The sequence below is a fragment of the Leucobacter chironomi DSM 19883 genome (assembly GCF_000421845.1).
GTDB lineage: Bacteria > Actinomycetota > Actinomycetes > Actinomycetales > Microbacteriaceae > Leucobacter > Leucobacter chironomi.
Genome location: NZ_ATXU01000003.1, coordinates 188,033 through 211,697, shown reverse-complemented (window position 1 = coordinate 211,697; position 23,665 = coordinate 188,033). Strand labels below are relative to the sequence as shown.

General features: G+C 66.6%; 26 protein-coding genes. 19 read left to right on the top strand and 7 right to left on the bottom strand.

The annotated features are described in order from the left end of the window. Positions 1 to 2: 2 nt before the first annotated feature. Entirely contained in the window at positions 3 to 2,555 is a 2,553-nt protein-coding gene (locus H629_RS0104820; RefSeq protein WP_240471042.1) for a hypothetical protein, read from the bottom strand. 871 nt (positions 2,556 to 3,426) lie between these two features. Here H629_RS0104820 and H629_RS15360 point away from each other — a divergent pair. Continuing rightward, positions 3,427 to 3,582, top strand: coding sequence for a hypothetical protein (locus tag H629_RS15360; protein WP_017883926.1), 156 nt, complete (start codon positions 3,427 to 3,429; stop codon positions 3,580 to 3,582). 86 nt (positions 3,583 to 3,668) lie between these two features. Here the strand turns inward: H629_RS15360 and H629_RS15550 are convergent, their stop codons facing one another. Continuing rightward, positions 3,669 to 4,070, bottom strand: a complete 402-nt coding sequence (locus H629_RS15550) for a hypothetical protein (protein ID WP_152424243.1) — start codon at positions 4,068 to 4,070, stop codon at positions 3,669 to 3,671. A gap of 568 nt (positions 4,071 to 4,638) precedes the next feature. On the opposite strand from H629_RS15550, the gene H629_RS0104805 reads away from it, so the two are divergent. The 17 genes from H629_RS0104805 (at position 4,639) to H629_RS0104720 (ending at position 19,484) form a co-directional block, all read left to right on the top strand. Further along, positions 4,639 to 5,067, top strand: a complete 429-nt coding sequence (locus H629_RS0104805) for a hypothetical protein (protein ID WP_024356174.1) — start codon at positions 4,639 to 4,641, stop codon at positions 5,065 to 5,067. 439 nt (positions 5,068 to 5,506) lie between these two features. After that, on the top strand, positions 5,507 to 6,280 hold the full coding sequence (locus tag H629_RS0104795) for a M23 family metallopeptidase (RefSeq protein ID WP_017883923.1): 774 nt from the start codon (positions 5,507 to 5,509) through the stop codon (positions 6,278 to 6,280). Between the two features lie 62 nt (positions 6,281 to 6,342). Next, the gene (locus H629_RS0104790; protein WP_233615402.1) at positions 6,343 to 7,251 is read left to right on the top strand and encodes a cytochrome c oxidase assembly protein; all 909 of its coding nucleotides are present in this window, start codon (positions 6,343 to 6,345) and stop codon (positions 7,249 to 7,251) included. Continuing rightward, on the top strand, positions 7,251 to 7,628 hold the full coding sequence (locus H629_RS0104785; protein ID WP_024356173.1) for a hypothetical protein: 378 nt from the start codon (positions 7,251 to 7,253) through the stop codon (positions 7,626 to 7,628). Before H629_RS0104790 ends, H629_RS0104785 begins: the two co-directional genes overlap by 1 nt. Before the next feature lie 116 nt (positions 7,629 to 7,744). Beyond that, positions 7,745 to 8,134 carry a hypothetical protein gene (locus H629_RS0104780; RefSeq protein ID WP_017883920.1) on the top strand — a complete coding sequence of 130 codons (390 nt, stop codon included), beginning with the start codon at positions 7,745 to 7,747 and terminating at the stop codon, positions 8,132 to 8,134. Between the two features lie 187 nt (positions 8,135 to 8,321). After that, complete coding sequence (locus H629_RS0104775) at positions 8,322 to 8,837, top strand: TlpA family protein disulfide reductase (protein ID WP_017883919.1); 516 nt, start codon at positions 8,322 to 8,324, stop codon at positions 8,835 to 8,837. Beyond that, on the top strand, positions 8,834 to 9,598 hold the full coding sequence (locus H629_RS0104770) for a cytochrome c biogenesis CcdA family protein (protein WP_017883918.1): 765 nt from the start codon (positions 8,834 to 8,836) through the stop codon (positions 9,596 to 9,598). The genes H629_RS0104775 and H629_RS0104770 overlap by 4 nt, the downstream gene beginning before the upstream one ends. Positions 9,599 to 9,716: 118 nt before the next feature. Next, positions 9,717 to 11,300 (top strand): cytochrome c biogenesis protein ResB, encoded by a 1,584-nt coding sequence (gene resB, locus H629_RS0104765; protein WP_338034113.1) that lies wholly within the window; start codon positions 9,717 to 9,719, stop codon positions 11,298 to 11,300. Then, positions 11,297 to 12,037 carry a DsbA family protein gene (locus H629_RS0104760; protein WP_017883916.1) on the top strand — a complete coding sequence of 247 codons (741 nt, stop codon included), beginning with the start codon at positions 11,297 to 11,299 and terminating at the stop codon, positions 12,035 to 12,037. Before resB ends, H629_RS0104760 begins: the two co-directional genes overlap by 4 nt. 2 nt (positions 12,038 to 12,039) lie before the next feature. Further along, on the top strand, positions 12,040 to 13,047 hold the full coding sequence (gene ccsB / locus H629_RS0104755; RefSeq protein WP_017883915.1) for a c-type cytochrome biogenesis protein CcsB: 1,008 nt from the start codon (positions 12,040 to 12,042) through the stop codon (positions 13,045 to 13,047). Positions 13,048 to 13,095: 48 nt separating this feature from the next. After that, a complete protein-coding gene (lnt, locus tag H629_RS0104750; RefSeq protein WP_017883914.1) occupies positions 13,096 to 14,757 on the top strand; it encodes an apolipoprotein N-acyltransferase in 1,662 nt (553 codons plus the stop codon). After that, positions 14,754 to 15,395: a signal peptidase II gene (locus H629_RS0104745; RefSeq protein WP_017883913.1), complete on the top strand. Its 642-nt coding sequence runs from the start codon at positions 14,754 to 14,756 to the stop codon at positions 15,393 to 15,395. The genes lnt and H629_RS0104745 overlap by 4 nt, the downstream gene beginning before the upstream one ends. Continuing rightward, the gene (locus H629_RS0104740; RefSeq protein WP_017883912.1) at positions 15,392 to 15,724 is read left to right on the top strand and encodes a DUF6804 family protein; all 333 of its coding nucleotides are present in this window, start codon (positions 15,392 to 15,394) and stop codon (positions 15,722 to 15,724) included. The genes H629_RS0104745 and H629_RS0104740 overlap by 4 nt, the downstream gene beginning before the upstream one ends. Positions 15,725 to 15,773: 49 nt before the next feature. Further along, the gene (locus H629_RS0104735) at positions 15,774 to 16,976 is read left to right on the top strand and encodes a M23 family metallopeptidase (RefSeq protein ID WP_024356171.1); all 1,203 of its coding nucleotides are present in this window, start codon (positions 15,774 to 15,776) and stop codon (positions 16,974 to 16,976) included. Positions 16,977 to 17,126: 150 nt separating this feature from the next. Next, complete coding sequence (locus tag H629_RS0104730; RefSeq protein ID WP_024356170.1) at positions 17,127 to 18,167, top strand: zinc-binding alcohol dehydrogenase family protein; 1,041 nt, start codon at positions 17,127 to 17,129, stop codon at positions 18,165 to 18,167. A 108-nt stretch (positions 18,168 to 18,275) separates the two neighbouring features. Next, positions 18,276 to 19,205 (top strand): SURF1 family cytochrome oxidase biogenesis protein, encoded by a 930-nt coding sequence (locus H629_RS0104725; RefSeq protein ID WP_017883908.1) that lies wholly within the window; start codon positions 18,276 to 18,278, stop codon positions 19,203 to 19,205. Positions 19,206 to 19,268: 63 nt separating this feature from the next. Then, entirely contained in the window at positions 19,269 to 19,484 is a 216-nt protein-coding gene (locus H629_RS0104720) for a hypothetical protein (protein ID WP_017883907.1), read from the top strand. A 118-nt stretch (positions 19,485 to 19,602) separates the two neighbouring features. Here H629_RS0104720 and H629_RS0104715 read toward each other — a convergent pair whose 3' ends face one another. The 4 genes from H629_RS0104715 to H629_RS0104700 form a co-directional block, all read right to left on the bottom strand. Continuing rightward, on the bottom strand, positions 19,603 to 20,295 hold the full coding sequence (locus H629_RS0104715) for a hypothetical protein (RefSeq protein ID WP_152485643.1): 693 nt from the start codon (positions 20,293 to 20,295) through the stop codon (positions 19,603 to 19,605). A gap of 78 nt (positions 20,296 to 20,373) precedes the next feature. Further along, positions 20,374 to 20,730 carry a hypothetical protein gene (locus H629_RS0104710; RefSeq protein WP_017883905.1) on the bottom strand — a complete coding sequence of 119 codons (357 nt, stop codon included), beginning with the start codon at positions 20,728 to 20,730 and terminating at the stop codon, positions 20,374 to 20,376. 22 nt (positions 20,731 to 20,752) lie between these two features. Further along, positions 20,753 to 21,910 (bottom strand): heparan-alpha-glucosaminide N-acetyltransferase domain-containing protein, encoded by a 1,158-nt coding sequence (locus tag H629_RS0104705; RefSeq protein WP_024356168.1) that lies wholly within the window; start codon positions 21,908 to 21,910, stop codon positions 20,753 to 20,755. A gap of 28 nt (positions 21,911 to 21,938) precedes the next feature. Further along, positions 21,939 to 22,880: a cation diffusion facilitator family transporter gene (locus H629_RS0104700; RefSeq protein WP_024356167.1), complete on the bottom strand. Its 942-nt coding sequence runs from the start codon at positions 22,878 to 22,880 to the stop codon at positions 21,939 to 21,941. A 143-nt stretch (positions 22,881 to 23,023) separates the two neighbouring features. On the opposite strand from H629_RS0104700, the gene H629_RS0104695 reads away from it, so the two are divergent. After that, a complete protein-coding gene (locus H629_RS0104695) occupies positions 23,024 to 23,404 on the top strand; it encodes an ArsR/SmtB family transcription factor (protein ID WP_017883902.1) in 381 nt (126 codons plus the stop codon). A 13-nt stretch (positions 23,405 to 23,417) separates the two neighbouring features. Here the strand turns inward: H629_RS0104695 and H629_RS0104690 are convergent, their stop codons facing one another. Further along, on the bottom strand, positions 23,418 to 23,651 hold the full coding sequence (locus H629_RS0104690) for a hypothetical protein (RefSeq protein WP_017883901.1): 234 nt from the start codon (positions 23,649 to 23,651) through the stop codon (positions 23,418 to 23,420). Between the last annotated feature and the right edge of the window lie 14 nt (positions 23,652 to 23,665).

Here is a 23,665-nt window from a genome sequence, read left to right as displayed (position 1 = left end):
GGTTACTGGTTCATGAGGTCTTCGATACCGGTGTCCTCCTCTCCGCTGTCTCCGCCTCGCTCCCGGTGGAGCGCGAGCCTGCGCCCGAACCACAGCGTCACTCCGGCCGCGAGGAGCGCGACCAGGCCGCCGGCGGCGATCAGCCACGGGAACCCGCCCCCAGTCGTAGCCAGCTCGGACGGCGTCTCCGGAAGCTCCGGCTGCTCCGGCGTCGGCGGCACCTCTTGCGGCGTCTCGGTCACGACCGTCGTCTCACCCGGTGCACCGCATTTCCCTTCCGCGATGACCTTGCCCGTGGCGTCGTAGAGGGTTTCGACCCAGTAGACGTGCCCGGCACGGTCGACGCTCGTCTTCCCGGAGCGGTAGATGCCAGCCTGGGTGACGGCGATCTTCTCGGAGGTGAAGAACGGCACCTCGCAGACCGGCTCGGCGTCGGGGTCGTGGGGGCCGTAGGCGCGGAACACGAGGTACGCGCCGTCGGGGATCTTCGTCCCCTGCACGAGTGCGGTATCGTCGAACTCCTCACCGACCCCCGCGACGGGGGTGGCCTGCGTGATGACCGACACCGGCTGCTCGTCATCGGGAACGTAGAACCGCTCCCAGATATCCGTCGGCGAGCTCGTGAAGGGCTGCACGCGGTCGTCGCCCGCGAACCGCGTGACGATGACGTAGTAGCCGGCCTCGGTCGGCTGGATGCGGTCCTCATTGGTGTAGCCGATGTCGTAGACCCCGTTCTTCGCGGGCGTCGTGATCCGCGTGAGCACCGGGGCATCCGACAGATCGAGATCGTCGGTGAGCTCCGCATCGGTCTGGAAGGGGCCGTAGACGGTGTGCTCGATCTCCTGCTCGTCGGGCCCCCAGTAGCCGTCACCTGTGAACTCGGGGTGATTCTCCGGGAACCCAGAGACGGTGATCCGGTCGAACGCGCGCCCGTTCTTGTGGACGTTGTATTCGCGGACTTCCGAGGTGATCGTGAGCGGCCACCTGACGGAGTGCGATTCGATGTTGATGCCGTACTCGTCCTGCCAATCGGCGGCGATGTACGGGCGCACCCACTCCGGCTGCGACGCCTTCTTCACCTGCCACACCCAGGCCACGAACCCCGCATCCGGCAACTCCACCTCGGGCGACTCGTACTCACCGGGCCCGGGCGCGGTTACCGTGACGGTGCCGATCGGCACCGCACCCGCCGGCGCCTCCGCACCCTGCACCGGCGGGAGGGTTCCGGGTGCCTGGTAGGCGGTGCCCTCGAAGACGACCGGGATCGGCTCGCCGTTGTGCTTCAGCCAGGCGCCATTGGTCGAGGAGACCGTGATCGTATCCGTCACCCGGTCGCCGGGCTTCACGAGCTTGCCGTTCGCCTTCGATACCGCCTCCGGCTGGAACGGCGTGACCGAGGTCTCGGCCACCCGCCCGAACCGATCCGTGAAGGAATCGGTGAGGTACTTCGCGTTCGCACCCTGCTTGGTCTTGTCGATCCTCCACACCCACGTGTAGAACCCCGACTCCGGGGCCGTGAGCGTGCCCGGCGACACGTAGTTCCCGGGGTGCGTGAGCGTCAGCGACTCGGTCCCGAGCACGGGCGCGCCCTCTGGCGGTGCGTTCGCTTCGACCGGCTGCGCGTCGAACGGCCCGTAGAGGGTGCCTTCGGCGAGCACCGGCACCGGGATACCGTTCACCTTGATCCAGGAGTGCTTCGTCACCGTGACGTTCAGCTTGTCGGAGAATACGTCGCCTGCCTGCACGAACTTCGCATCCACGACCGTCTCGATCACCGGCCGGAAGTCCAACGGAATCACCGCTGACTGCGCAGAGGCGAACAGCGGCTCGAACGAGGCCGCGCCGAGGATGCGTTGCTCGCCCGGAGTGTAGAACAGGTCCACGCCAGCCCCGTACCCAAGCGACGGAGCCTTGAGGCTCGCGGTGATCTGATAGTCCGGTGCGCCCTCGGGTGGGATACCGACGATCTCATGTGTCCCGACACCGAGTGTCGCGGAGGTGCTGCCGTTCGTGAAGTTGGCGTTGGTGAGCGTAACGGTGCCGGTTGCGCTCGTGGGGTTCGCCTGGACTTTGAGCTGCCCCTGGTACTGGTCGGTCATCGTGATCGACATCGACACCGACGGGTTCGCGACGGCGTTCGCCGCCGACTCGCTCCGCATCGTGGTGAGGTGCGACAGGATCGTGGCCTGCATGTTCCCGGGTGCCCGGGTGACGAACTGCCCGTCTCCGCCGGGTGCGGAGTAGTTGCCGCGGTCGGCGATATCCCAGACGTATAGCTGGACGGCGGAGGTGATGTTTGGATCGTTGCTCTCACCCCACCGCCCGAGTACGTAGTTCAGGCGGGCGAGCTCGGTCGCGCTGAGGCTGTCGAGCGTGGTCTTCAGCTCCGGGTGTTGCGTGTTGCCCCACGGGGCGAGCGCGTCGAGATCCATGCAGTACGCCTGACGGCCATGCGACGAGAAGGAACCGAGCCAGAGATCCTGATTGCCATACCCGACGCCCAGGGTCGCGGCCTGCGCCGGGGCTGCCGGGAAGAACAGGCTGCCAAGTAACATCAGCAGGATTGTGAGGGTCGTCGCAACGCTTGAGACAACGCGGCCGGGCAGCGGTGATTTGTCGGGTGGTACGAGAATGTGAGCAGACAAGTGGGATCTCCTTATTGATTGTGTCCGCCGTCGTCAGAACGGCAACAGCTACTAGTCAGGTGCGCACACTGCACCGGTAGGACTTGGACGAGCACTACATAGGTCTCTCCGGTTGCTCAGTGCAGCGCGACGGGGCTGCCGGGAATGCCGCGCCATAGTAGAAGTACCCCGCTTCATGGAATCTCGTGTCAAAGCAGGTCGCTGCCCGGCTCCGGCAGCGGGTGCCGTCGACGATCGCAACGAGGTCGAAGCCCTCGGTTCCGTACTCGGTGGTGATCCGAAGGCTGCCGTTCGGGTCGATCCGCGCGGCTGCGCCATACTGTACGGTGCCAGGACGAAGCAGATTGGTGAGTACTCGGTGCTGGTCGGTGCGGAGGGCGCTGCGCAGCGATGCGACCGAGGATTGGGGTTCGGTGAGTAACCAAATGCCCGAGGGCTTGCGCTACCCGGCGCCTTGACGCGATCTATCCACTCGATTCTGAACTGACCGCATTACCCAGACCAGAGCGTCGAGTGCTTGGAACGTGTTCCCGAAGAGCATCAGCGCTGCAACGTCGGGATCTTCATCATCAAGGCTCGAGAAGGAGACGCCATCGGCGGTACTGCTTTCGACGGCACATTCAGTATCGACGCCTCTGCTATCACGAGGGAGTCCATCCCGGTCTGGGGGAGGGGATGTGGCTACGGCAATCGCTGTCGACAGGTCCTGCGTGCTGTTCATCAAGTCCACCGCCTATGGCCGAGAAGACTCGCTCACGCACATCGGACCCTTATCGACCGAATGCACGCCCACGAGTGGGAACGTGCCAAGCTCACCGACCGAGGCGCCAAGCTGCTCGTGCCGACCGTACTCATCATCGCCGCTTCTCCGTGGGCGCCTGTGAACACCGTCTCCGCCACCGTGAAGGGCGCGATCGGCTCCGCCTCCAAGCACTGAAATGTGCCCAAGCTCCGTCAGGAGTTCGAAGAGCTGGGTACGATCCGCACCGTGGCCCTCAACGGTAAAGGCGCACTTACCCGCAACTAACCCCAAGTCGTCGAAGTCGTGAGCTTCGAATGCGCCGAACGCGAGGTGATCGGCTTCGCCAACGCACTCGAATCATCCAGCATGCACCCGCCGTCGTGACCGTGCCCGATGCGGCGACCAGGCGAGATGCTTAGTAGGATGAGCCGTAGCGCGGAATCACCGGCACCGCCTCCTGCCAGAGGATCCGAATCAGTATTGTCCGCTGGGTTGATCCCGGTAAGGACCGACTCGCCACCGAGTAGCTTGCCGAGCAGGGTATGATCATCGTCGTGATCGAAGCCGATTGGGAACTCCCCAATCTCATCGAGGTTCGCGACGAGTTGCGTGCGCGGGATTGGCTGAGACGATCCAAATGCTGCAGGAGACGGGATCTCTCGATCATGCTCACCGGTGGCCACGATTGCACTGCACAGGCTCTGGCGGCCGACTCCGGCATCTTGAGTATGCACGCCGGGCGGTCCCCGCAGACAAGGCCATGCCATCAGCGCCCTCGTCGCCGCTGATCCCACGGTGATAGTCGGCGATGGTTTTTACGACGTCCCGGCGCTCGCTCCGGTGACCGTCGCGATGAGCGTCAAGGTTCCGCGGCTGCCATTGAGTCTGCTGGCGTTGCCAATAGCCGTCACGATTCAGTCTTCATTCCGCAGAACCTTGTGCCAGCTCAGCGGGGCCGGCGCATCGTTATCCGGAATATAGCCCTAGCCCTCTACATCGTGATTGTCCCCTCGTGCTGTTCTGTGCACTCGGGTAACCCGGAGTCGTGCACGTTCTCAAACTCGCGTAGCGCTCGTGATCCTCAACGGCGTCCCTGCCCCATACCAGTGGGTGCGGCAGGATCAGCCCTGGCATGCGGAGCCGCGCCGACACTGGCAAAAGCGCCGACGTACGCCCACACGCAGTAGCATCCCCTGGCTGACCTCAGGTTCCGATGCTAAATTGTTACATGACAATGGAGGTTATGGAGTGATGAGTGCACGCGTTGCATCGCGACGACCGCTATCGCGGCGTGCGATCCTGACCCTCGTCTGGGTCGGCGCCTTCGTCATCCTCGGTCTCGTCGGACTGCGCGCGCACAGCGCCGAACTCAGCAGCGTGCCGGTAATCGCCGAGGCCTCGGCGAGCACCAGTGCGACCACCCCCTCAACAGCCTCGACCGTCACGCTCGTCGAGGGGGGCGAGCACGCCGCCCACGGCAGCGTGCAGAGCTGGCACCTCGATCTCATCGCGATCTGCATGCTCACCATGCTCGCCACTCTGATGCTGGTCGTGCTCTTCACCCGGCGACCGTGGCTACAGCTGCGGCTCGGCAGGATCCGCGAATGGGCGGTCGCCCTGCCGCGCGCACCCGCCCGCCCGCAGCCATTGCTGCTCCTTCACTCGATCTCGCGAACCTGATCTCCACCGGGAAACCCGTGCACGGGGATAGCCCGCGAAGCTCCGTGTGCCTCCAACCGGCACCACGTTCCCTCTGAGAGCTTCGCCGGCCCCTGCAAAAGCGCTGACATCGGCACGCCTTCCGGCATTGCGCACTCTCGAACATCACTCGGGCGCACGAGCGCCCCCGATCAGGAGCCAGCAGTTTGAACTCCACAGATTCACCGATCAAAGCTAAACACTTCCTCTTCGTCTTCGGCACCGTGCTCCTGAGCATCTGTTTCGCCGTCGTCTCGTTCTTCGTCCTCGGAGTCGTCTTTTGAGGCGGCGTCGGCACGCCGAGGAATCGGCGGGGCCGAGGCGGAGCACCTGGATCGAACCCACTGATACAGACGAACGCTCGACCGACGACTCGGCTCGGCCCCGCCGATCCAAGCATGCAGCCGCAGCACCGTCCACGGTGCCATACACCGATCTCCCGGCGCAGCCCGTCAGCGAGCGGCCTGCCGCCGAGGAGACGCCGACCGGGGGCGGAACGGAACCCGAGACCGGCACGGCACGGCGACGCTCACAACTGCGCAGCTTCGTCGCTGGCAGTACGGCGCTCGCGAGCGTCACCGTACTCGTGGCGGGTACCGTCTTCCCTGCGACCAGCGCCGCGACCGCCGATACCCCCGTCTTCGCGAGCCGACAGCAGGCCTTCGTCACGGGAGGCACAACCGACACTCCGACGCTGCTCGACGAGCTCTCGGTCTCCCCGACTGCGATCGCGCCCGAGATCGGGCTGAGCGGTGGGGCAGTGACCGTCAGCGGCCTCACCGACACCACATTGCAGTACCCCTTCGCCCAAGAGGTGCCGCTCACCGATGGCTTCGGATACCGCTCCGCACCAGTCGCAGGCTTCCACGACGCACAAGACATGGCCGCTGCCGGCGGCACTCCGATCCGCATCGTCGGTGACGGCGTGATCACTGAGGCTGGCTGGGCCTCCGACGGCTGCGGCTTCTCGCTGAAAGTCCAGCACCAGGTTGCCGGTCAAGAGGTCATCAGCCGGTACTGCCATATGCAGGAGAACTCCCACTCCTGGCAGGTTGGCCAAACCGTTCAGGGAGACGACCAAGCCGGACTCGTCGGAACCACCGGGATGTCCTTCGGCAACCACCTGCACCTGGTGGTGCGCGTCGAAGATGAGCCCGTCGACCCGCTGCCGTTCATCGCCGCGAACTCGAAGTAGCCCCCTCCCCGGCGAGCACTCGCCAGCGTCAGTAAGGACAACCCCCGACCGTGTACCCCGCGATGGCCAGCCTCGAGCTCGGCGACCTCTTCCAGTTCGATTTGCGCAGCATGTCGCCGCTCGCCTGGCTCGCCGTCGTCTGCCTCTCCATCTACCTGACCGGGGCGATCTCCCTCTGGGTACGGGGAAAACGATGGGGCGTCGGTTCGACGCTGCTGTTCACCGTCGGCTGCCTCCTCTGGTTCGCGGCCACCGGACTGCGCGCGAACGCCTACGCCGAGGAACTCGTCTCGGTGCTGCTCTTCCAGCAGATCACGCTCATGGTCGTCGCACCCCCGTTCCTGCTCATGGGCTCTCCCGGCCGTCTGCTCCTGCGCGCGACGCCGCGCCGGGGACTCGGGCGGCCGGTGATGCGCGCCGCGCTCAGCGCCTACCGCTCGCGCACCGCCCAGGTGCTCCTGCACCCGGCCACCGTGATCGTCATCGCCGTCGTCGCCTTCCCCACCCTGTACTTCACCGACACCCTGAGCTGGTTCCTCGAGCTCCCGTCCGGGCATCTCATCCTGCTCACCCTGTTCCTCGCCTTCGGCATGATCGGTGGCGCTCCGCTGTGGTCACTCGACCCGTTGCCGCGCGCCCCATCGTTCGTGGTACGCATCGTCGACGTGCTCCTCGAGATCCAGATCCACGCGATCTTCGGGCTCGTGCTGCTGCGCAGCACCGAGCCCATGTTCCGCTGGTACGCCACCGACCCCGAAGCGTGGGGGATCAGCCGCGCTCTCGACCAGGCCATCGCTGGCGGCCTGATCTGGTCATACGGCGAGCTGCCGCTGATCATCGTGCTCATCGTCACCATTTCCAAGTGGCGCACGAGCGATCTGCGGCAAGCGAAACGTCGAGAAGCTCAAGAGGACGCGGAACTCGACGCCTACAACGCCTACCTCGCCGCGAAGTTCGGAAAGGAGCAGTGATGGCGACGATCCTGATCTTCGCGCTCACCGCGATGCTCGGCGTGCTGGCCATCTTCCAGATCGCCCTGGCTGCCGGTGCACCGCTCGGCAAGTACGCGTGGGGCGGGGAACACATCACGCTCCCGCTCAACCTCCGCCTCGGCGCGATCTCCGCTGTGCTCCGCTACGCCTTCATCGCTTTCATCGCCCTCGATCGCAGCGGCACCATCGCTGTGCTGCCCGGGGAGTTCAGCTTCTGGGTGATGTGGCTCATCGTCGCTCACCTCGGGTTCAGTGTGATCCTCAGCCTGCTCTCCAAGAGCAAAGACGAGAAGATGACGCTCGCTCCCTACACCTTCGTGATGGGCCTGCTCAGCCTGCTCATCGCTCTTCAATAGGGTGCAGTATGCCGTGCGCGTCAGTCCACTCCCATGATCGCCTTGAACCCGCTCGGTATAATCGGGGTGTGTCCTCAGTTCCCCGCAGTGCCCGCATCACGCGGCGACGATTCACGATGAGAGCCGCGACGCTGCTCCTCGCCGCAATCGTCACCGTCGTGGGCTTGTGGGGCGTCTCCCACGCCGATGATGTCGGCTTCTCCGCGCCGGCGGCCGCCTCGAACACGGTCGCAGCCACCTCCTTCGACGCCGCAGTGGGACACTTCGCCGACACCGTGGGGGAGACCACCGCCAGCGACGACATCCTGATCGGTGTTGTCACCTGCCTGCTCGGGATACTCTGCGGCTTTGCCTTGGCGATCCTGATCGTCTTCGCGCTCCGCTGCAGGCAGATGCGGTTCCAACGCCAGCGCCCCCAGATCGCTCCGATCGCCGCAACTGCAGCGTTCAATCATCGCGGCAGGCATCGCTTCGGCCTGCACGACCTCAGCCTCCTGCGCATTTAAGCGCCCCTCACGCTGCCCCCTGAGGCAGGAACGGGCCGGCACGTCCGCCATGCCCGCGACCACGCGTTGAGGAATGAGGAGAACCAGGAACTTGAGGACGTCCAAACCGACGTACCTGCTGCTGACCGCACTCGTAGCGACCGCCGCAATCAGCATTGGGCTGATCGGCTGCACAGCCGCCGCGCCGATGTCGGAACAGTACCAGCAGGGCAGTGAACGAAGCGGCACTTCTGATGGCCGCATCGTCGAGATTCCGGTCGACGAGCGTGGCGCCGCCGTGAGCTTCAGCGGCACCACCGAATACGGCGACCCGGTTTCCAGCGACGACTACGCCGGAGAGGTGTACGTCGTGAACTTCTGGTACGCCGCCTGCGGCCCCTGCATCATCGAGGCCCCCATGCTCGAGGAGGTCTGGCTGAACTACCAGGATGAGGGCGTCGGGTTCCTCGGTGTGAACATCTACGACCAGCCCGCAACCGCCGTCGCCTTCGCCGAAGAGAACGGCATCACCTACCCGAGCATCATCGATGTGAACGACGGCCGCGTCAAGCAGGCCTTCGCCGGCGTCACCCCGATCCAGGCCACGCCCACCACGCTCGTGCTCGACCGCGAGGGGCGCGTCGCGGCCCGCATCATCGGGCAACTCGAGTCCGCCTCCATCCTCGACACGCTCGTCGCCGACGCACTCGCGGAGACGCCATGAACCCGAGCGATCTCGTTTTCGACGGCGCACTCTGGGCGGGTGTGCTCATCGCCGCACTCGCCGGCTTCGTCTCCTTCGCCTCCCCCTGCGTGCTTCCGCTCGTACCCGGTTACTTCGGCTACCTTGGCTCCGCCGTCGCCCCCGTCGAGCCGAGCTTTGCACCTGCCCGCGGCACCACCGCACAGCGCCGCCGCCTGCTCCTGGGTGTTCTCCTGTTCATCGCCGGATTCTCCATCGTGTTCGTCACTGTCACCGTGCTCGGAGGTGTCTTCGGCCAGGTCTTCCTCGCCTATGCCGACATCGCCACCCGTATCCTCGGCGTCGTCGTGATCGTCATGGGGCTCGCCTTCGTCGGGGTCTTCCGCAAGATGCAGCGCACTGTCCGACCCCGCTTCCGCTCACGCCTGGGCCTCGCCGGGGCGCCACTGCTCGGTCTCGCCCTCGGTATCGGCTGGACACCGTGCATCGGGCCCACCCTCGCCGCGATCATCTCCGTGTCGTGGAACCTCGGCGACCCCGTCCGTGCGGGGCTGCTCGGCGTCGCCTACTCGCTCGGCCTCGGTATCCCGTTCCTGCTGCTCGCCCTCGGGCTCGGCTGGGCCACCCGCTCGATGTCGTTCCTGCGGCGTCACATCCGCGCCATCAACATCGCCGGCGGAGTTGTCCTCGTCGTGCTCGGCCTGCTCATGGTAAGCGGGCTCTGGACGCGCCTCATGTCCTCCCTGCAGGGGGTGATGGCGAATGTCCAGCTCCCGCTCTGAGAACGATACACTCCCCGCACGCCCAAGCGATCACGTCGACTCCACCGAACGCGGCAGCGGCGACGTCGGCCTCGGGTGGCAGGGCTGGCTCCGATGGGGGTGGCGGCAGCTCACGAGCATGCGCACCGCGCTCATCCTGCTCCTGCTCATGGCGATTGCCGCGATCCCCGGCTCGCTCTTCCCACAGCGCCAAGCCGACCCCAACGGCGTCGTGAAGTACTTCGACGACAACCCCGAGCTCGCCCCCACCATCGACAAACTGCAGCTGTTCGACGTCTACAGCTCGGCCTGGTTCTCGGCCATCTACCTGCTGCTGTTCGTCTCCCTCATCGGCTGCATCATCCCGCGGATCAAGCATCATGCGAAAGCGCTCCGCGCGCCGGCGCCGAAGACCCCGGCCCGGCTGCAGCGCATGGTCGGCTATTCCTCCAACGATCTGCAACTCGTCGATGATCGCACCTCCGAAGCCGACGTCGCCCAGGCCATCGCGATCGCCGAGAGCGAGCTGCGACGCCGCGGATACCGCACCGCCCGCTACGACAGCGCGACTTCCTGGTCGGTATCCGCCGAACGCGGTTACCTGCGCGAAACCGGCAACCTCGTCTTCCACTCGGCACTCGTCGGGATCCTCGTGACCGTGCTGCTGAGCACCGGCCTCAACTACACCGGCGATCGCGTCATCGTCCAAGGCACCACCTTCGTGAACAGCGAGAGCGCCTACTCCTCGTTCTCGCCAGGACGGTACTTCGACCGAAGCTCACTCACCCCCTACGCACTGAGCCTCGACAGCTTCGACGTCGAGTACGTCGACCCTGGGAAGCCCGGTGCGGGGCAGGCAGGCAACTTCGCTGCCCACCTCTCCATCCGAGAGGCCGGGGACGACGACACCCGTGCCGAGACCGTGCGGGTGAACGCACCGATCGAGGTGAACGGCGACCGCATCTACCTCCTCGGTAACGGCTACGCGCCGATGATCACGATCCGCAACGCCGCCGGAGACGTCGTCTACCAGGAACCCCAGCCCTTCCTCCCGCAGGATTCCGCGATGACCTCGCTCGGCGTGATCAAAGTCCCCGACGGTCTGCCTGAGCAGGTCGGGCTCATCGGCTTCCTGTACCCGACGCAGAGCACCTTGGACACCGGCGCCTACTACTCGGTGTTCCCCGACCTCTACAACCCGATGATGACGTTCAACGTGTTCACAGGAGACCTCGGCATTGACGACGGCACTCCGCGCTCGGTGTACCAGCTCGACACCCAATCGATGACCCAGATCACCGGCGGCGACACCGGTATCGACTCGATCGAGCTCACCCCCGGCGACACCGCCGACCTCCCGAACGGGATGGGAACTATCACCTTCGAGGATCTCACCGTCACCGAGGGCGCCGAAGAGTCGATCAAGCGCTTCGTCTCGCTGCAGATCCAGCGCGACACCGGCGCCACCTGGGTGCTTGTCTTCTCCATCCTCGCCACGGTCGGCCTCATCACCGGCCTCCTCGTGCCGCGCCGTCGGCTCTGGGTGAAAGCCACCCTCACCCGACCAGTCGTCGGCGGCCGCAAGGTCAAGATCGAGTACGCCGGCCTCGCCCGCGGTGAGGATCCAGGCCTCGAGCGCGCCGTCGAACAGTTCCGCACCAGCCACCTCTCGGCCATCGCCGAGCAACTACCGTCACCGCTTTTCAAGAAGGGAACCCCATGAACTGGCCCCCGCACACCGTGCAGAAACCGAACAAGAAGCTGAGCACCTCGCAGAAGGCGGCACTCATCGCCATTCCCGCCGTGCTGCTCATCGCGCTCATCCTGATCCTCATCTCGGTGCTCAACCGGCCCGAAGTCCAGGCGCCCGGCGAGGCGTCGAACAGCGGCGGAACGGGCGGCGGAACCCCCACGCAGAGCGAAGTGCCGCTCGTGCAGGAGAACTCGCACGTCCTCGACGACGCCGGCGAGGGTGCACCCGTGCTCGTCGAGTTCCTCGACTTCGAATGCGAGGCCTGCGGCGCCGTCTACCCGGTGATCGAGGAGATCCGCAAACAGTACGACGGGCAGATCACCTATGTCGCCCGCTACTTCATCACCAACCACACGAACTCCATGAACGCCGCCATCGCGGTCGAGGCCGCGTCGCAGCAGGGCAAGTTCGAGGAGATGTACCAGAAGCTCTTCGAGTCGCAGTCCGAATGGGCGGAGCAGCAAGACTCGCAGGCCGACAAGATCCGCGGCTACGCCGAGGAGCTCGGACTCGACATGGACGCCTTCGATGCGGCCGTCGCCGACCCTGCAACCCAAGCGAGGGTCGAAGAAGACCACAACGCCGGCATGTCGCTCGGCGTGCGCGGCACCCCGACGTTCTTCCTGAACGGTGAGCTGCTGCAACCCCAGACCGTCACCGACATCACCGACGCCCTCGACGCGGCGATCGCGGAGAGCAAGGAGTAGCCATGGATCTGCAACTGCAGGCCGCGCTCGACGAGTTCTCCGTGCTCGCCGTCTGGTCAGCGATCACGATCTACGTCCTTGCGTTCCTCGCCTTCGCCTACGACCTCTCGCAGCGCGCCTCGGCCGCACCCATCAAACAGCGGGAGGCCGCGCTCGTCGGCGCGGCCGGAGGCCCCGCAGCCTCCCCGCAGAACGGGGGAGGGGAGGGGAGCCTCCGCGTGCCCGGTGCCGAACGGTCACGGCGCTACTTCGCGCGCCTCGGTATCGCGTTCACCGCCCTCGGCTTCGCGCTCCATCTCGCCGCCACGGTCACGCGCGGGATCGCGGCCGAACGGGTGCCGTGGGCGAATATGTACGAGTTCGCCCTCATCGGCACCCTGCTGATCGTCGCCGTCTACCTCGCCGCCTTGCGCTGGTACGACCTCCGGTTCCTCGGCGTCTTCATCGTCGGCATGGTGGTGTTCTTCCTCGGTGGATCGACGATCTCCTTCTACGTCGAAGTGACCCCGCTGATGGATCCGCTCAAGAGCATCTGGCTCATCATCCACGTCTTCGTCGCCTCGCTCGCCACCGCGCTGCTCGCGATCGCGGCGGGCCTATCGACGATGCAGCTGCTGCAGGCACGCCGCGAGCGGATCAAGGCCACCGGGGGCGAAGAGGTTGCCCCGGATCGCGGCTACCTGCGCACGCTCCCGAAGGCCGAGGTGCTCGAGACGCTCGCCTACCGCTTCGCGATTCTCGGCTTCATCTTCTGGACGTTCACGCTCATCGCCGGAGCGATCTGGGCGAACGAATCCTGGGGCCGCTATTGGGGCTTCGACGTCAAGGAGGTGTGGACGTTCGTGATCTGGGTGATCTACGCCGGGTACATCCACGCCCGCGCCACCCGCGGCTGGCGCGGCACGAAGTCGGCGTGGCTGTCGCTCATCGGCTTCGCCACGGTGATCTTCAACTTCACCATCGTCAACCTCTACTTCCAGGGCCTGCACGCCTACTCCGGCGTCAGCTGAGCCGCCCCCGACCACACCCGCGATTCGAGCACCAGGAAGGAGGCCGCTGTGACGACCACGGACACGCTCCCGCTGCGCGACGACCCCGACGTGCCCCGCACGGCACTCGGGCGCGGTGCGCGCGAGCAGCGCACCACCACCACGGTGCGTCGCCTGCCGTGGGGCGCGGCGATCCCGATCGCCGCCGTCTCGGGCCTGCTGCTCGACGCCGCGTTCCCGAGCCTCGGCTGGTGGCCGCTCGCCTTCCTCAGCATCGCCGGCGGGCTCTGGACGCTCATGGGCCGCAGCATCGGGGGAGCGTTTCTCGTGGGTCTCGCCTACGGCGCCGCGTTCTACTTCACGCACCTCATGTGGGTCGTGCAGTTCCTCGGCCCGATCCCGTGGGTCGCGCTCGCCGGGGTCGAATCGCTGCTCTTCGCGCTCGGCGCGATCCCGATCGCCCTCGCCTACCGCTGGGGCGCTCTCCTCGAACGCCGCGCCACCCGCCGATTCCTACTCCCGGTGCTCATCGCGGTGCTGTGGGCCGCACGCGAGCTCCTCCTCGGAACCTGGCCCTACAGCGGGTTCCCGTGGGGCAGAATCGGCATGTCCCAGGCTGGTGGCCCCTTCGCCGAAGCCGCTTCCTGGGTCGGCGTCGCCGGCCTCACCCTGCTCATCGTCTGGCTCTGCGCGTGCGTCGTCGACTGGGCCGCCCGGCCCGCACCCCGGAGACGCGCCGAGCTGCTGCCCGCAGCGGTGATCCTCGCCCTGCTGCTCGTGCCGGCGTTCCCCACGACTGCAGCGGGCAGCCTCCGCGTCGGTTGGGTGCAGGGTGATGGGCCTGCCGGCTACTTCGACACGCGCAGCCCCGGCGATGTGCTCGCCGCCCAGCGGCAAGCGAGCGACGCACTCCTCGGTGAACCGATGGATCTGCTCGTGTGGCCCGAGGGTGGGGTCGATTCCGATCCACTGAACACCCCGGCCACCGCCCGCATCCTCGACGAGCTCGTCGCAAACGCCGAGGCCCCGCTCCTCATGAATGCGGCCACCGCGCGAGGCGAGGACACCTACAACACGTCGATGCTCTGGGAGGCCGGCAGCGCCGAGCAGATGCATGACAAGGTGAACCCGGTGCCCTTTGGCGAATATGTGCCCGACCGGTGGTTCTACGAACGCATCGTCCCCGACCTGGTCGGCCTCATCCAGCGCGAGTACACGCCGGGTACGAACCCGCCGCTCGTCTCCGTCGACGGCATCCAAGTCGGGCTCGCAATCTGCTTCGATGTCATCTACGACTCGGTGATCTGGGACGGGGTGCGAGGCGGTGCGCAGTTCTACGCCTTCCAGACCAACAACGCCGACTTCCGGGGCACTGACGAGAACCTGCAGCAGCTCGAGTTCGCGCGTATGCGCGCCATCGAGACCGGACGTGCCGTCGTGAACGTATCGACCGTGGGCACCAGCCAGATCATCGCCCCCGACGGCACCATCATCGACGGCGCACCCGCCGATTCTCCGGCGGCCGCCGTCACCGCCGTACCACTGCGCACCGGGCTCACCCCGGCCGTGCTCGTCGGCCCGACCCTCACCCTCATCATCCCCATCGCCGCGCTCGGCGGGCTCCTCGCACTGGGCCTGCTCGAGCGACGGAGCCGCACGACCTCCCTCCCGCCCGCGCCTGCCTCCGCAAAGGGCGGCGCAGCAGCCGAACTCCCGCCGAAAGCATCATGACCTACGAACTCCCGCACGACCCGCCCGCCGATGAGCGCACCGGCCCGTCGGCGCAGCCCCGAAGCCGCCGTCCCTCCCGCCGACTGCTGTTCGTCTACAGCTGCGCCATCGCCGCCCTCACGATCGCTGTCGACGTGATCAGCAAACAACTCGCCTTGCACTTCCTCGACACGGAGAACCGCATCCCCGTGCTCGGCGACCTCTTCGGGCTGCAGCTCGCCTTCAACACCGGGGCCGCGTTCTCGATCGGTGCCCAGCTCACCCCCTTCATCACGCTGCTCGGCATCGTCGCCTCCGTGCTCCTTATCCGGGCCGCCCTCCGCACGAAGTACCGCATCTACGCCGCCTCGATCGGGCTGATCCTTGGCGGTGCCCTCGGCAACCTCGCCGATCGCATCTTCGCCCCGCCAGGATTCGGCAGCGGTGCGGTCACCGATTTCCTCGCCTACGGTCACCTGTTCATCGGCAACCTCGCCGACGTCGCGATCGGGGCCGGCGTCGTGCTCTATGCCCTCGGTGCTTGGCGCCTCCACGCAGCCTCCCGCGCTCGAGATACCGACGATTCGGTCGAGAGCGCCGAGGCCGAACTGCCGACCAGTAGTCCCGTAACCACCCGAGCAGAAACGACGGACTCATGAGTCAGAAACAGCAGCCCCCGTCCTACCAGCGCAACGCGCTGCTCCCGGGATTCATCGCACTCGCCCTACTCATCGTCGCGGTCGCCTTCATCGGCACCGACTGGTTCACCGTCTTCCGCTTCATCATCGCTATCCTCGCGCTCATCGTCGCCTGGTTCGCGGTGCAAGCCCGCCACTGGTGGTGGGTGCCAGTCTTCGTCGCGATCGCCGTGCTCTGGAACCCCGTCTATCCGTTCAACTTCAGCGGCATCTTCTGGATCCTCGCCCAGCCCATCGCCGGCAGCGTCTTCCTGATCGCCGGAGCACTCATCAAACGGCCTCGCGACTAGAGACCCAGGATCCGACCGTTCACACTCCGCAGACAGGAGGAGCAGACAGATGAATATCACCTCAAGCGTTCGGAGACGCCGGCTCGTCGGCGCTCTCGCGGCCGCCCTGGTCGGCCTCGCCCTCTTCCTCTCGGGAGGGGCGACGCCCGCCCACGGGGTCGAGCTGCCCACCTGGGACGACGTGCAGGCCGCGAAGCGGAACGAGGCGGCCGCCGCCGCGAAAGTCACGGAGATCGAAGGACTGCTCGAGCAGAGCCTGGCGGAGCTCGAGCTGCTCCGGGTCGCGACCGAACAAGCGAACGCGAGCTGGCAGGACGCCGAGACCGCAGCAGCCGACGCCGCGCTCCGCGCTGAGACGCTCCAAGCGAAGGCCGACAAGAGCCGTGAGGAAGCCAACGTCGCCGCAGACCAAGCGGGGGTCGTCGTCGGCCAGATGTATCGCTCCGGCGGTATCGACCGCAGTGCCGACATGTTCTTCGAGGCCGACGCAGCGACCACCGACGCCCTGCTGAACCGCCTCGCGATGATGGAGCAAGCCACCCGGCGCAACACCACCATCGCCGCGAGTGCTGAGCTCGCCCGCAACACGGCTTCCTCGCTGGGCGAGCAAGCCGACGCCGCGAGCACGGAGCGCGATCAGTTGCGAGCCGATGCCGAACAGCTGGCCCAGACCGCCGCTGAGAACCTCGACGCACAGCGCACTACGTTCCTCGCGCAAGAAGCGCAGCAGCGTGAGCTCGAGGCGCAGCTCGCCGCTCTGAAAGACGCGACCACCGACACGGTCGCCGGTTACGAGGAACGCCTCCGCGCCGAAGAGGAGGAGCGCAGAAAGCAACAGAGCGGCGGAGGTGGCGGCGGTGGGGGTGGCGGCGGTACCCCCGGCGGTGCCGGCTGGTACCAGCCGGTGCCGATCTCCTGGATCTCCACCTATTTCCGGCAACCACCGAGTCACACCGGGCTCGATCTCCCAGCCGGCTGCGGCACCCCCATCGTCGCGCCCTCCTCCGGCACCGTCGCCGTCGCCGGTTGGGTCGACAACTTCGGCGGATACATGACCTACCTCAACCAGGACAACGGCTATCAGACCCGTTTCGCGCATCAGATCGGCACACCGCCGGTGGTCTCCGGCCAATGGGTGCCCGCCGGAGCTGTCATCGGCTACGTCGGCAACACCGGGATGAGCTTCGGCTGCCATGTCCACTACGAAGTGCTCTCCGGCGGCAACTTCATCGATCCGACCCCGTTCATCTAGCACGATGTCACCTCTAGACACCGCATCCGCTCAAGACCCGCCTCTGGCACGCCGACGCCCCATGCCGTGCCGCGCGCAGAGGCCGCAACCGGTGACGCCGCACTCGTGCCGGAGCCCACGACTCATCTACATGCAGGAAAGGGGACAAACATGAAGGCCGTTGGATATACCCACCCAGGCCCCCTCGACGAAGACGGGGCTCTCCGCGACGTCGAGCTGCCGATACCCGAAGCCGAGGAACACGATCTGCTGGTGCAGGTGCACGCTGTCTCCGTGAACCCGGTGGACTGTGCGATTCGCGCCACCGAGCAACCCCGCGCCGGGCAGCCTCGCGTTCTCGGCTACGACGCCGTTGGCACAATCGTCGGACTCGGCGCGTCCGTCGAGGACGAACCGCTGCTTGAACACTTCGCCGTTGGCGACCGCGTCTTCTACGCGGGAGCGATCGACCGGCCGGGCAGCAACGCCGAATACCAGATCGTCGATGCCCACCTCGCTGCTCACGCTCCGGCCTCGCTGAGCGACACGCACGCGGCGGCGCTGCCGCTGACAGCGCTCACCGCGTGGGAGCTGCTCTTTGACCGGCTCGAGGTGACGCGGCCCGTCCCGGGAGCCGCATCCGCAGTCGTCATCATCGGCGGGGGCGGGGGAGTCGGGTCGATGGCCATTCAGCTGCTGCGCGCCCTCACCAACGTCACCGTGATCGCCACCGCCAGCCGCCCAGTCACGAAGGCGTGGTGTGCGAACCTTGGCGCCCACCACGTCCTCGACCACCGCCGGCCGCTCACCCCACAGGTGGCCGAGCTCGGCCTCGGGGCGCCCGGCTTCGTGCTCTCCACCGCGGGATCCGAGGAGAGACAGGGCGACATCCTCGAACTGCTCGCCCCGCAGGGGCGCTTCGGGTACACCGATCACCCCGAGCTCGACGTGCAGCCGTTCCAGTCGAAGTGCATCTCACTGCACCCCGAAGACGTGTTCATGCGCTCTCGCTTGCAGACCCTCGACCTGGCCGAGCAGGGCGAGATCCTCCGACAGGTCGGCGAGCTCGTCGACGCCGGGAAGCTCCGCAGCACGCTGACCAGCACGCTCGGCGAGATCGACGCCGCGACCGTCGCCGAAGCCCATCGCCTCATCGAGAGCGGCACGGCGGTCGGGAAGATCACACTCGAAGGCTTCAGCTCCCTGCCGTAGCAGCGAGGCCGCCCAGCTGCGGGCGGCTCAGGAAAGGATGACCGGCATGATGCTTGCCGCCCTCACACTCCGTGTCGACTCCGGCATGCTGCGCACCCCTTGAGCGGCATGACGACACACACCGCCACCTCCGGGCAGGGCCCAGTCCACGGAGGACATGAGCGACCCCAGGAGCCGCCCCAATCGCAACCGGGCTGGTCGTTCCTGCGATCGCGCCGCTGGCTCGGGTACTACGTCCTCCTCGTCATCTTCTGCATCGTCTGCGTCTGGCTCGCTGACTGGCAGTTCGACCGGCGAGCCGATGCCCGAGCGGAGATCGCGCGCATTGAGCAGAACTACGACGCCGCAGCTATCCCGCTCGATGACGCTGTGCCCGACCCTGCTGGCTTCGACGAAGACACACTGAAATGGCAGACCGCCACCGTGCGCGGCGAGTACCTCGGCAACCCCTTCCTCGCCCGCAACCGACCCGGCCCCGAAGGGGTCGGCTCACATCTCCTCCAAGCTCTGCGCACCGATCAGGGGTTGATGTTCATCGTCGACCGCGGCTGGGTGCCGGTCAATGGCAACGAGGCGAATGCGGGCGACGCCTGGCTCGACAGCATTCCTGCAGCCCCAACCGGGCCGGTCGAGGTCGACGTGCGACTTCGGGCGAGTGAACCGCAGATCGCCGGGCGCCTCGCTCAGGGCAGCACGGTCGCCAGTATCAACTTGCCCGAGATCGCCCGGATCGGCGGTTTCGATGAGGCCTACACCGGGGCGTACGGCATGCTCATCGGGGAAACCCCCAAGGCCGAAACCGGGGTGCTCCCCGAGCCACCGGAGCGCGATGAAGGCCCGCACCTCTCTTACGCGCTGCAATGGTATGTGTTCATCCTCATCGCCGCCTTCGGCGTCGTCTACGCCGCCCGGCAGGAGCATCGCGGTCTGAATGCGGGCAGCGAAGCCGTGCTGCGGCAGCAGCGACGAGCCGCAGCGCGCAAGGCCCGGCGCGGCACGACCGACGCCGAAGAGGAAGACGCCTTCCTCGAGCAGTAGCGGTCGCCACCGGCCGCATGCGCCGGAGCGTCTTCCCGACCCGGGCCATCGAAAGGAGCAGGCGTGGAGATCGCCCTCTGGATCACGCAGCTGCTCATCATGTCCGCCCTGATCGCCGTCATCGGTGTCGCCGGCGCACCCCCGCGCGACAGCCGCGAGGATCCGACCGTTCGCGAGGAGCTCGACGACTTCGTCTACCGCTCGCGTCGGCTCGGCTCACGGCTCAAGCGCCGATGGCAGCAGCGCGGCAGGCGGAAGAAACGCCCTCCGCGTCGCTGATCTGTCGTCTTGCCGGGTCTTGCCTACACTGGACGATGCGGCTACACTAGTGAGTGCAAACCGGAGCATTCCAGCCCAGCGCTCGATAGCTCCGGCGGCCCCCGGTCTCTTGCTTCGGCTACCGGGGGTTGCTTTTTTCCACGGGCACGACCCGCAGCAGCGGCGCCAGCGGCACGGCATAGCCCGCGTCGCTCCCACGCTCAAGGTGGCTCTGCGCGAACGCCACGATGTCGGGCACCCACAGCAGCGGCTCCACTGACGGTGAGGTGAAGGTCACCTGCATCTGGCCGATCACCTGCGCCTGTCGCATCGTCTTGATCGTCCGCAGATCACGGGCCCGCTGTCCTTGGTGGCGTCGCTCCTCGGCCACGACGAGCGACGGCCGAGGCGTCAGCTGCCCCTCGTGCAGGTTCCCCAGCAGTGCCGTCAAGCATGCCTCGCGAGCGAGTTCATCGCCGCCAGGAGCATCTTCGATCGGCGACTGCACCGCCAACAGGAACGCTTCGTCCTCCTCGGCTGCGGCGAGGTAGCGGCAGAGCTCGTGGATCGTCTCCGCATCGCCCGCCGCGTGTGCCTCGCTCGTATGCCAGTAGCTTCCGCCGACGATCGACCCGAGATCGTCACGCACCGGCTGATGGAGTCGAACCGGCGACACATACGCGGTCGCGATGTAGAACGTGCGTGCACCGTGTGCGACCTCGGGGACGACGTAGCTCTCATCGACGAACGCCACATGCGCATCCGGTCGGAGACGACGGTAGGACTCGGAGAGCAGCCGACGCCGAGTCTCATCCGTGTGCGAAGCTGCCATTCCGCCATTCTCTCAAACCTCAGCCGGGCGGCGGGCGATGTCACCGCGGCGCGGCGTGCCGGTCAGCGTCGAACTCACTCATCCCCAGATCACCATCATGCGGTAGAGCATGACGGCGACGGCGAAGTTCACGACGACCAGCACGAGGTTCGCCGTGCGGCGACGGTCGACGAGCGCCCAGAACGCCGCACCGAACGGGATGAGTAGCGCGACGATGAGATACATCCAGAACTCGAGCGGATCCCCCACGACGGGATTGCCTGCGACAGGCTGCACGATGCCGACGACTACCTGCGCGATGAGCAGCACCCCGACAAGCAGGGTCGCGCCGAGGGTGTAGTCGTTGGGGCCTCGCTTGCGGGAGAACTCAAGGATGCAGACGAGCGCCGCGAGCAGGGCGAGGACGATCTGGGCAATGCCGAACCAGACGATCATGCGGCGAGAGCGGGGTCGACAGTCACGGCTCAAGGATATGCTGGCGCCGCTGCGCATTGCCCCCGGAGGAGCCAGGCGGCCCGCCGAACGACGAGAGCCGACCGATCAGAGCTTCCAGCGGCCCTTGCCCGACCAGCAGACTCCACACCACGGAGAGCACAATCGTGGCGAGCGTCATCGGGAGAAACGGGTCGAGATCGCGGAACGCATGCTCATGCGCGGAGCCGAGCAGGATCGTCGAGGCGAGGGCCCAGCCCACGATCTGCAGCACATAGGCCGTCAACGGCATCGACCCTACCGCCCGGAGCGGGAAGGTGAGCCACGGCAGCCGTCCGGCAGAGCACAGCAGCAGGCACACGCCGATCACCGCGATCGCGAAGCCGCCGCTCCCGATCGCCTCGAGCACGCCGCTCGAGTGCGGATCCGCCGTCCACCAGGCCTCAAGGAACGGTCGATCAGCCGACTCCTCCGACGACTCCGCGCCGGGGGAGAGACTGTATCCGGCTACCGCCAGCAACATGCCAAGGCCGAGTGCCGCCCACTGCACCCGCCGCGACCACATCCCCGCGCGCGCCAGACCGAGGCCCGCGAGGGTGAACGCGACCCACAGCGGAAACGGATAGTTCCATCCGATGTAGAGCCCGGTGAGCCAGCCTTCGTAGCTCTCCCACCACGGCGAGGCATTCGCCCACACCACCACGGGCGAAGCCACGAGCACGACGATCGCGGCTGCGAGGAACAGCCGTGAGGCGCGCTGCGCGAGCAGGGGGAGCGCCAGGACGAAGATGACCGCATAAGTCGGCAAGATGATCGCCGCCGGTACGTCGAGGCTGATGAGCAGCACGCCGATAAGCCAGATCAACAGCGCCCGGATCACCACCCGCAGCCTCGCCCGGCCGAGCCCGGCACCGCTCGGAGGCCTCGGGCCGCCCGTGGAGAGGCCGAGCGAGACGCCAGCGAGCGTGGCGAAGAGGATCGAGGAGCGACCGTTCACGATCGCCCCCCATGTCGACGGCTCCGTCCACGACAGCGAGCCGAGCCAGAGCAGATGCGCCGCCAACATGCCCAGCACCGCGAGCCCGCGAGCGAGGTCGACCCCCGCGACCCGGGCGGGGCCGTTCAGCCGCCGCCAGTTTCGTTCGATGCGGCGGCGCAGCGGAGTCGTGGGGGCGCTCGTCATGCTCCGCCGCCGATCCCGCGCCACTCGCTCATGGGTGCTTGACGCCCACCGGCTCGTCGTCGCTGATGTGCGCCGTCTCGATCTGGAAGGTCGAGTGGTTGACCGACACCTCGAAGTGCTCCGCTACGCACTCCTTCACCGCATGGAGCACTTCGGCAGCATGCCCGTCGGTGAAGCATTCATCCTCGACGACGACATGCGCGGTGATCGTCGGCAGACCGGTCGCGACCGTCGAAGCGTGCAGGTCGTGCACATCCTTGACGTGCTCGAGCTCGAGGATGTGCGCACGCACCTCGTCGAGATTGAGGCCCTTGGGGGTGAACTCCATGAGCACGCTCGTCGTCTCGCGCATCAGCTTGAAGGCGCGGGGCACGATGAGCGCGGCGATGAAGAGGCCGGCGAGGGCGTCGGCGCGCTGGAAGCCCGTGGTGGCGATCACGATGGCGGCGACGATCACGCCCAGGGAGCCGAGCGCGTCGTTGAGCACCTCGAGGAATGCGGCGCGCATATTGAAGTTTGCGCCTCGGCTCGAGGAGAGAATGAGGATGGCGGTGATGTTCGCGGCGAGGCCGACGATACCGAAGACCAGCAGCTCGGTCGCAGGCACCTCCGGCGGTTCGAATAGGCGCCGGATGCCCTCGATGGCGGTGTAAAAGCCGACCACGAGCAGTAGCGTCGCCTGCCCGAGCGCGGCGATCACCTCGATCCGGCGGAACCCCCAGGTGCGCGTCGACGTCGCCGGCCGCAGCATCAGTGTCGCCGCGATCAGCGCGACCAGCAGCCCCGAGGCGTCGGTGATGGCATGCGCGGTGTCAGTGAGCAGTGCGAGGCTTCCGGTGACGACGGAACCCACGGCCTGCGCGACGACGATCGTTGCGGTGATGCCGAAGGCGATCCAGAGCTTACGGCGATAGTCGCCGGGCTGTCCCGCCTCGGCCACGCCCGGGCCGTGATCATGTCCTGCGCCCATTCGAGATCTCCGTTCTCATTCGGTACTGGTCAATACACTTCACTATATAGATAACATCGTCGTTTGGCGATGTTATCTTTCGCCAATAAGTCGCGGCTGCCTCCGACCTAGAGTGATTGCCGATTCGGAGATAACATCGTGATATGACGATGCAAGCCGAACGTTCTCATGAGCTGCCGACGATTGCCGAAGCCGAGGCGCTGACCTCTGCGGCAGCCCTCTTCCATAGCCTCGGCGATCCTTCCCGACTGGTGATCCTGCAGCATCTGCAACTCGGGGAGCACCGCGTGGTCGACCTGGTGAAGCACCTCGGTCTCTCCCAGAGCACCGTCTCCAAGCATCTCGCCTGCTTGAAAGACACCGGCATGGTCGTCTCGCGAGCCGAGGGGCGGGCCTCGATGTACTCGCTCGCGCATCCCGACGCCGTCGTTGCGATCCTCGCAGCAGCCGAGAAGATGCTAGCTCTCACCGGGGACGCCGTCCGCTTGTGCCCCATGCATCATGAGGGCATCACCGCTGACTGACCGGCCAGCGTGCTCACTCCGGCGTCTCTTCGACAGGCGCGGGCTCGGCAGCCGCCGGCGACTGCGCGGGAGGCTGCTGTTTCGGCGGGAGACCAGCTTTCGCGCGCTCCTCGGCCTCGATCTGCTTATAGACCCGGCGCTCCGTGCGATCGGCCCGAGAGATCGCGCGGATCACGAACCAGAAGAAGGCGCCGATGATCACCGACGGGGTGAGCGACCAGAGCGCGTTCGCCCACCAGTTCTCCATGCGCAGAGGCTACT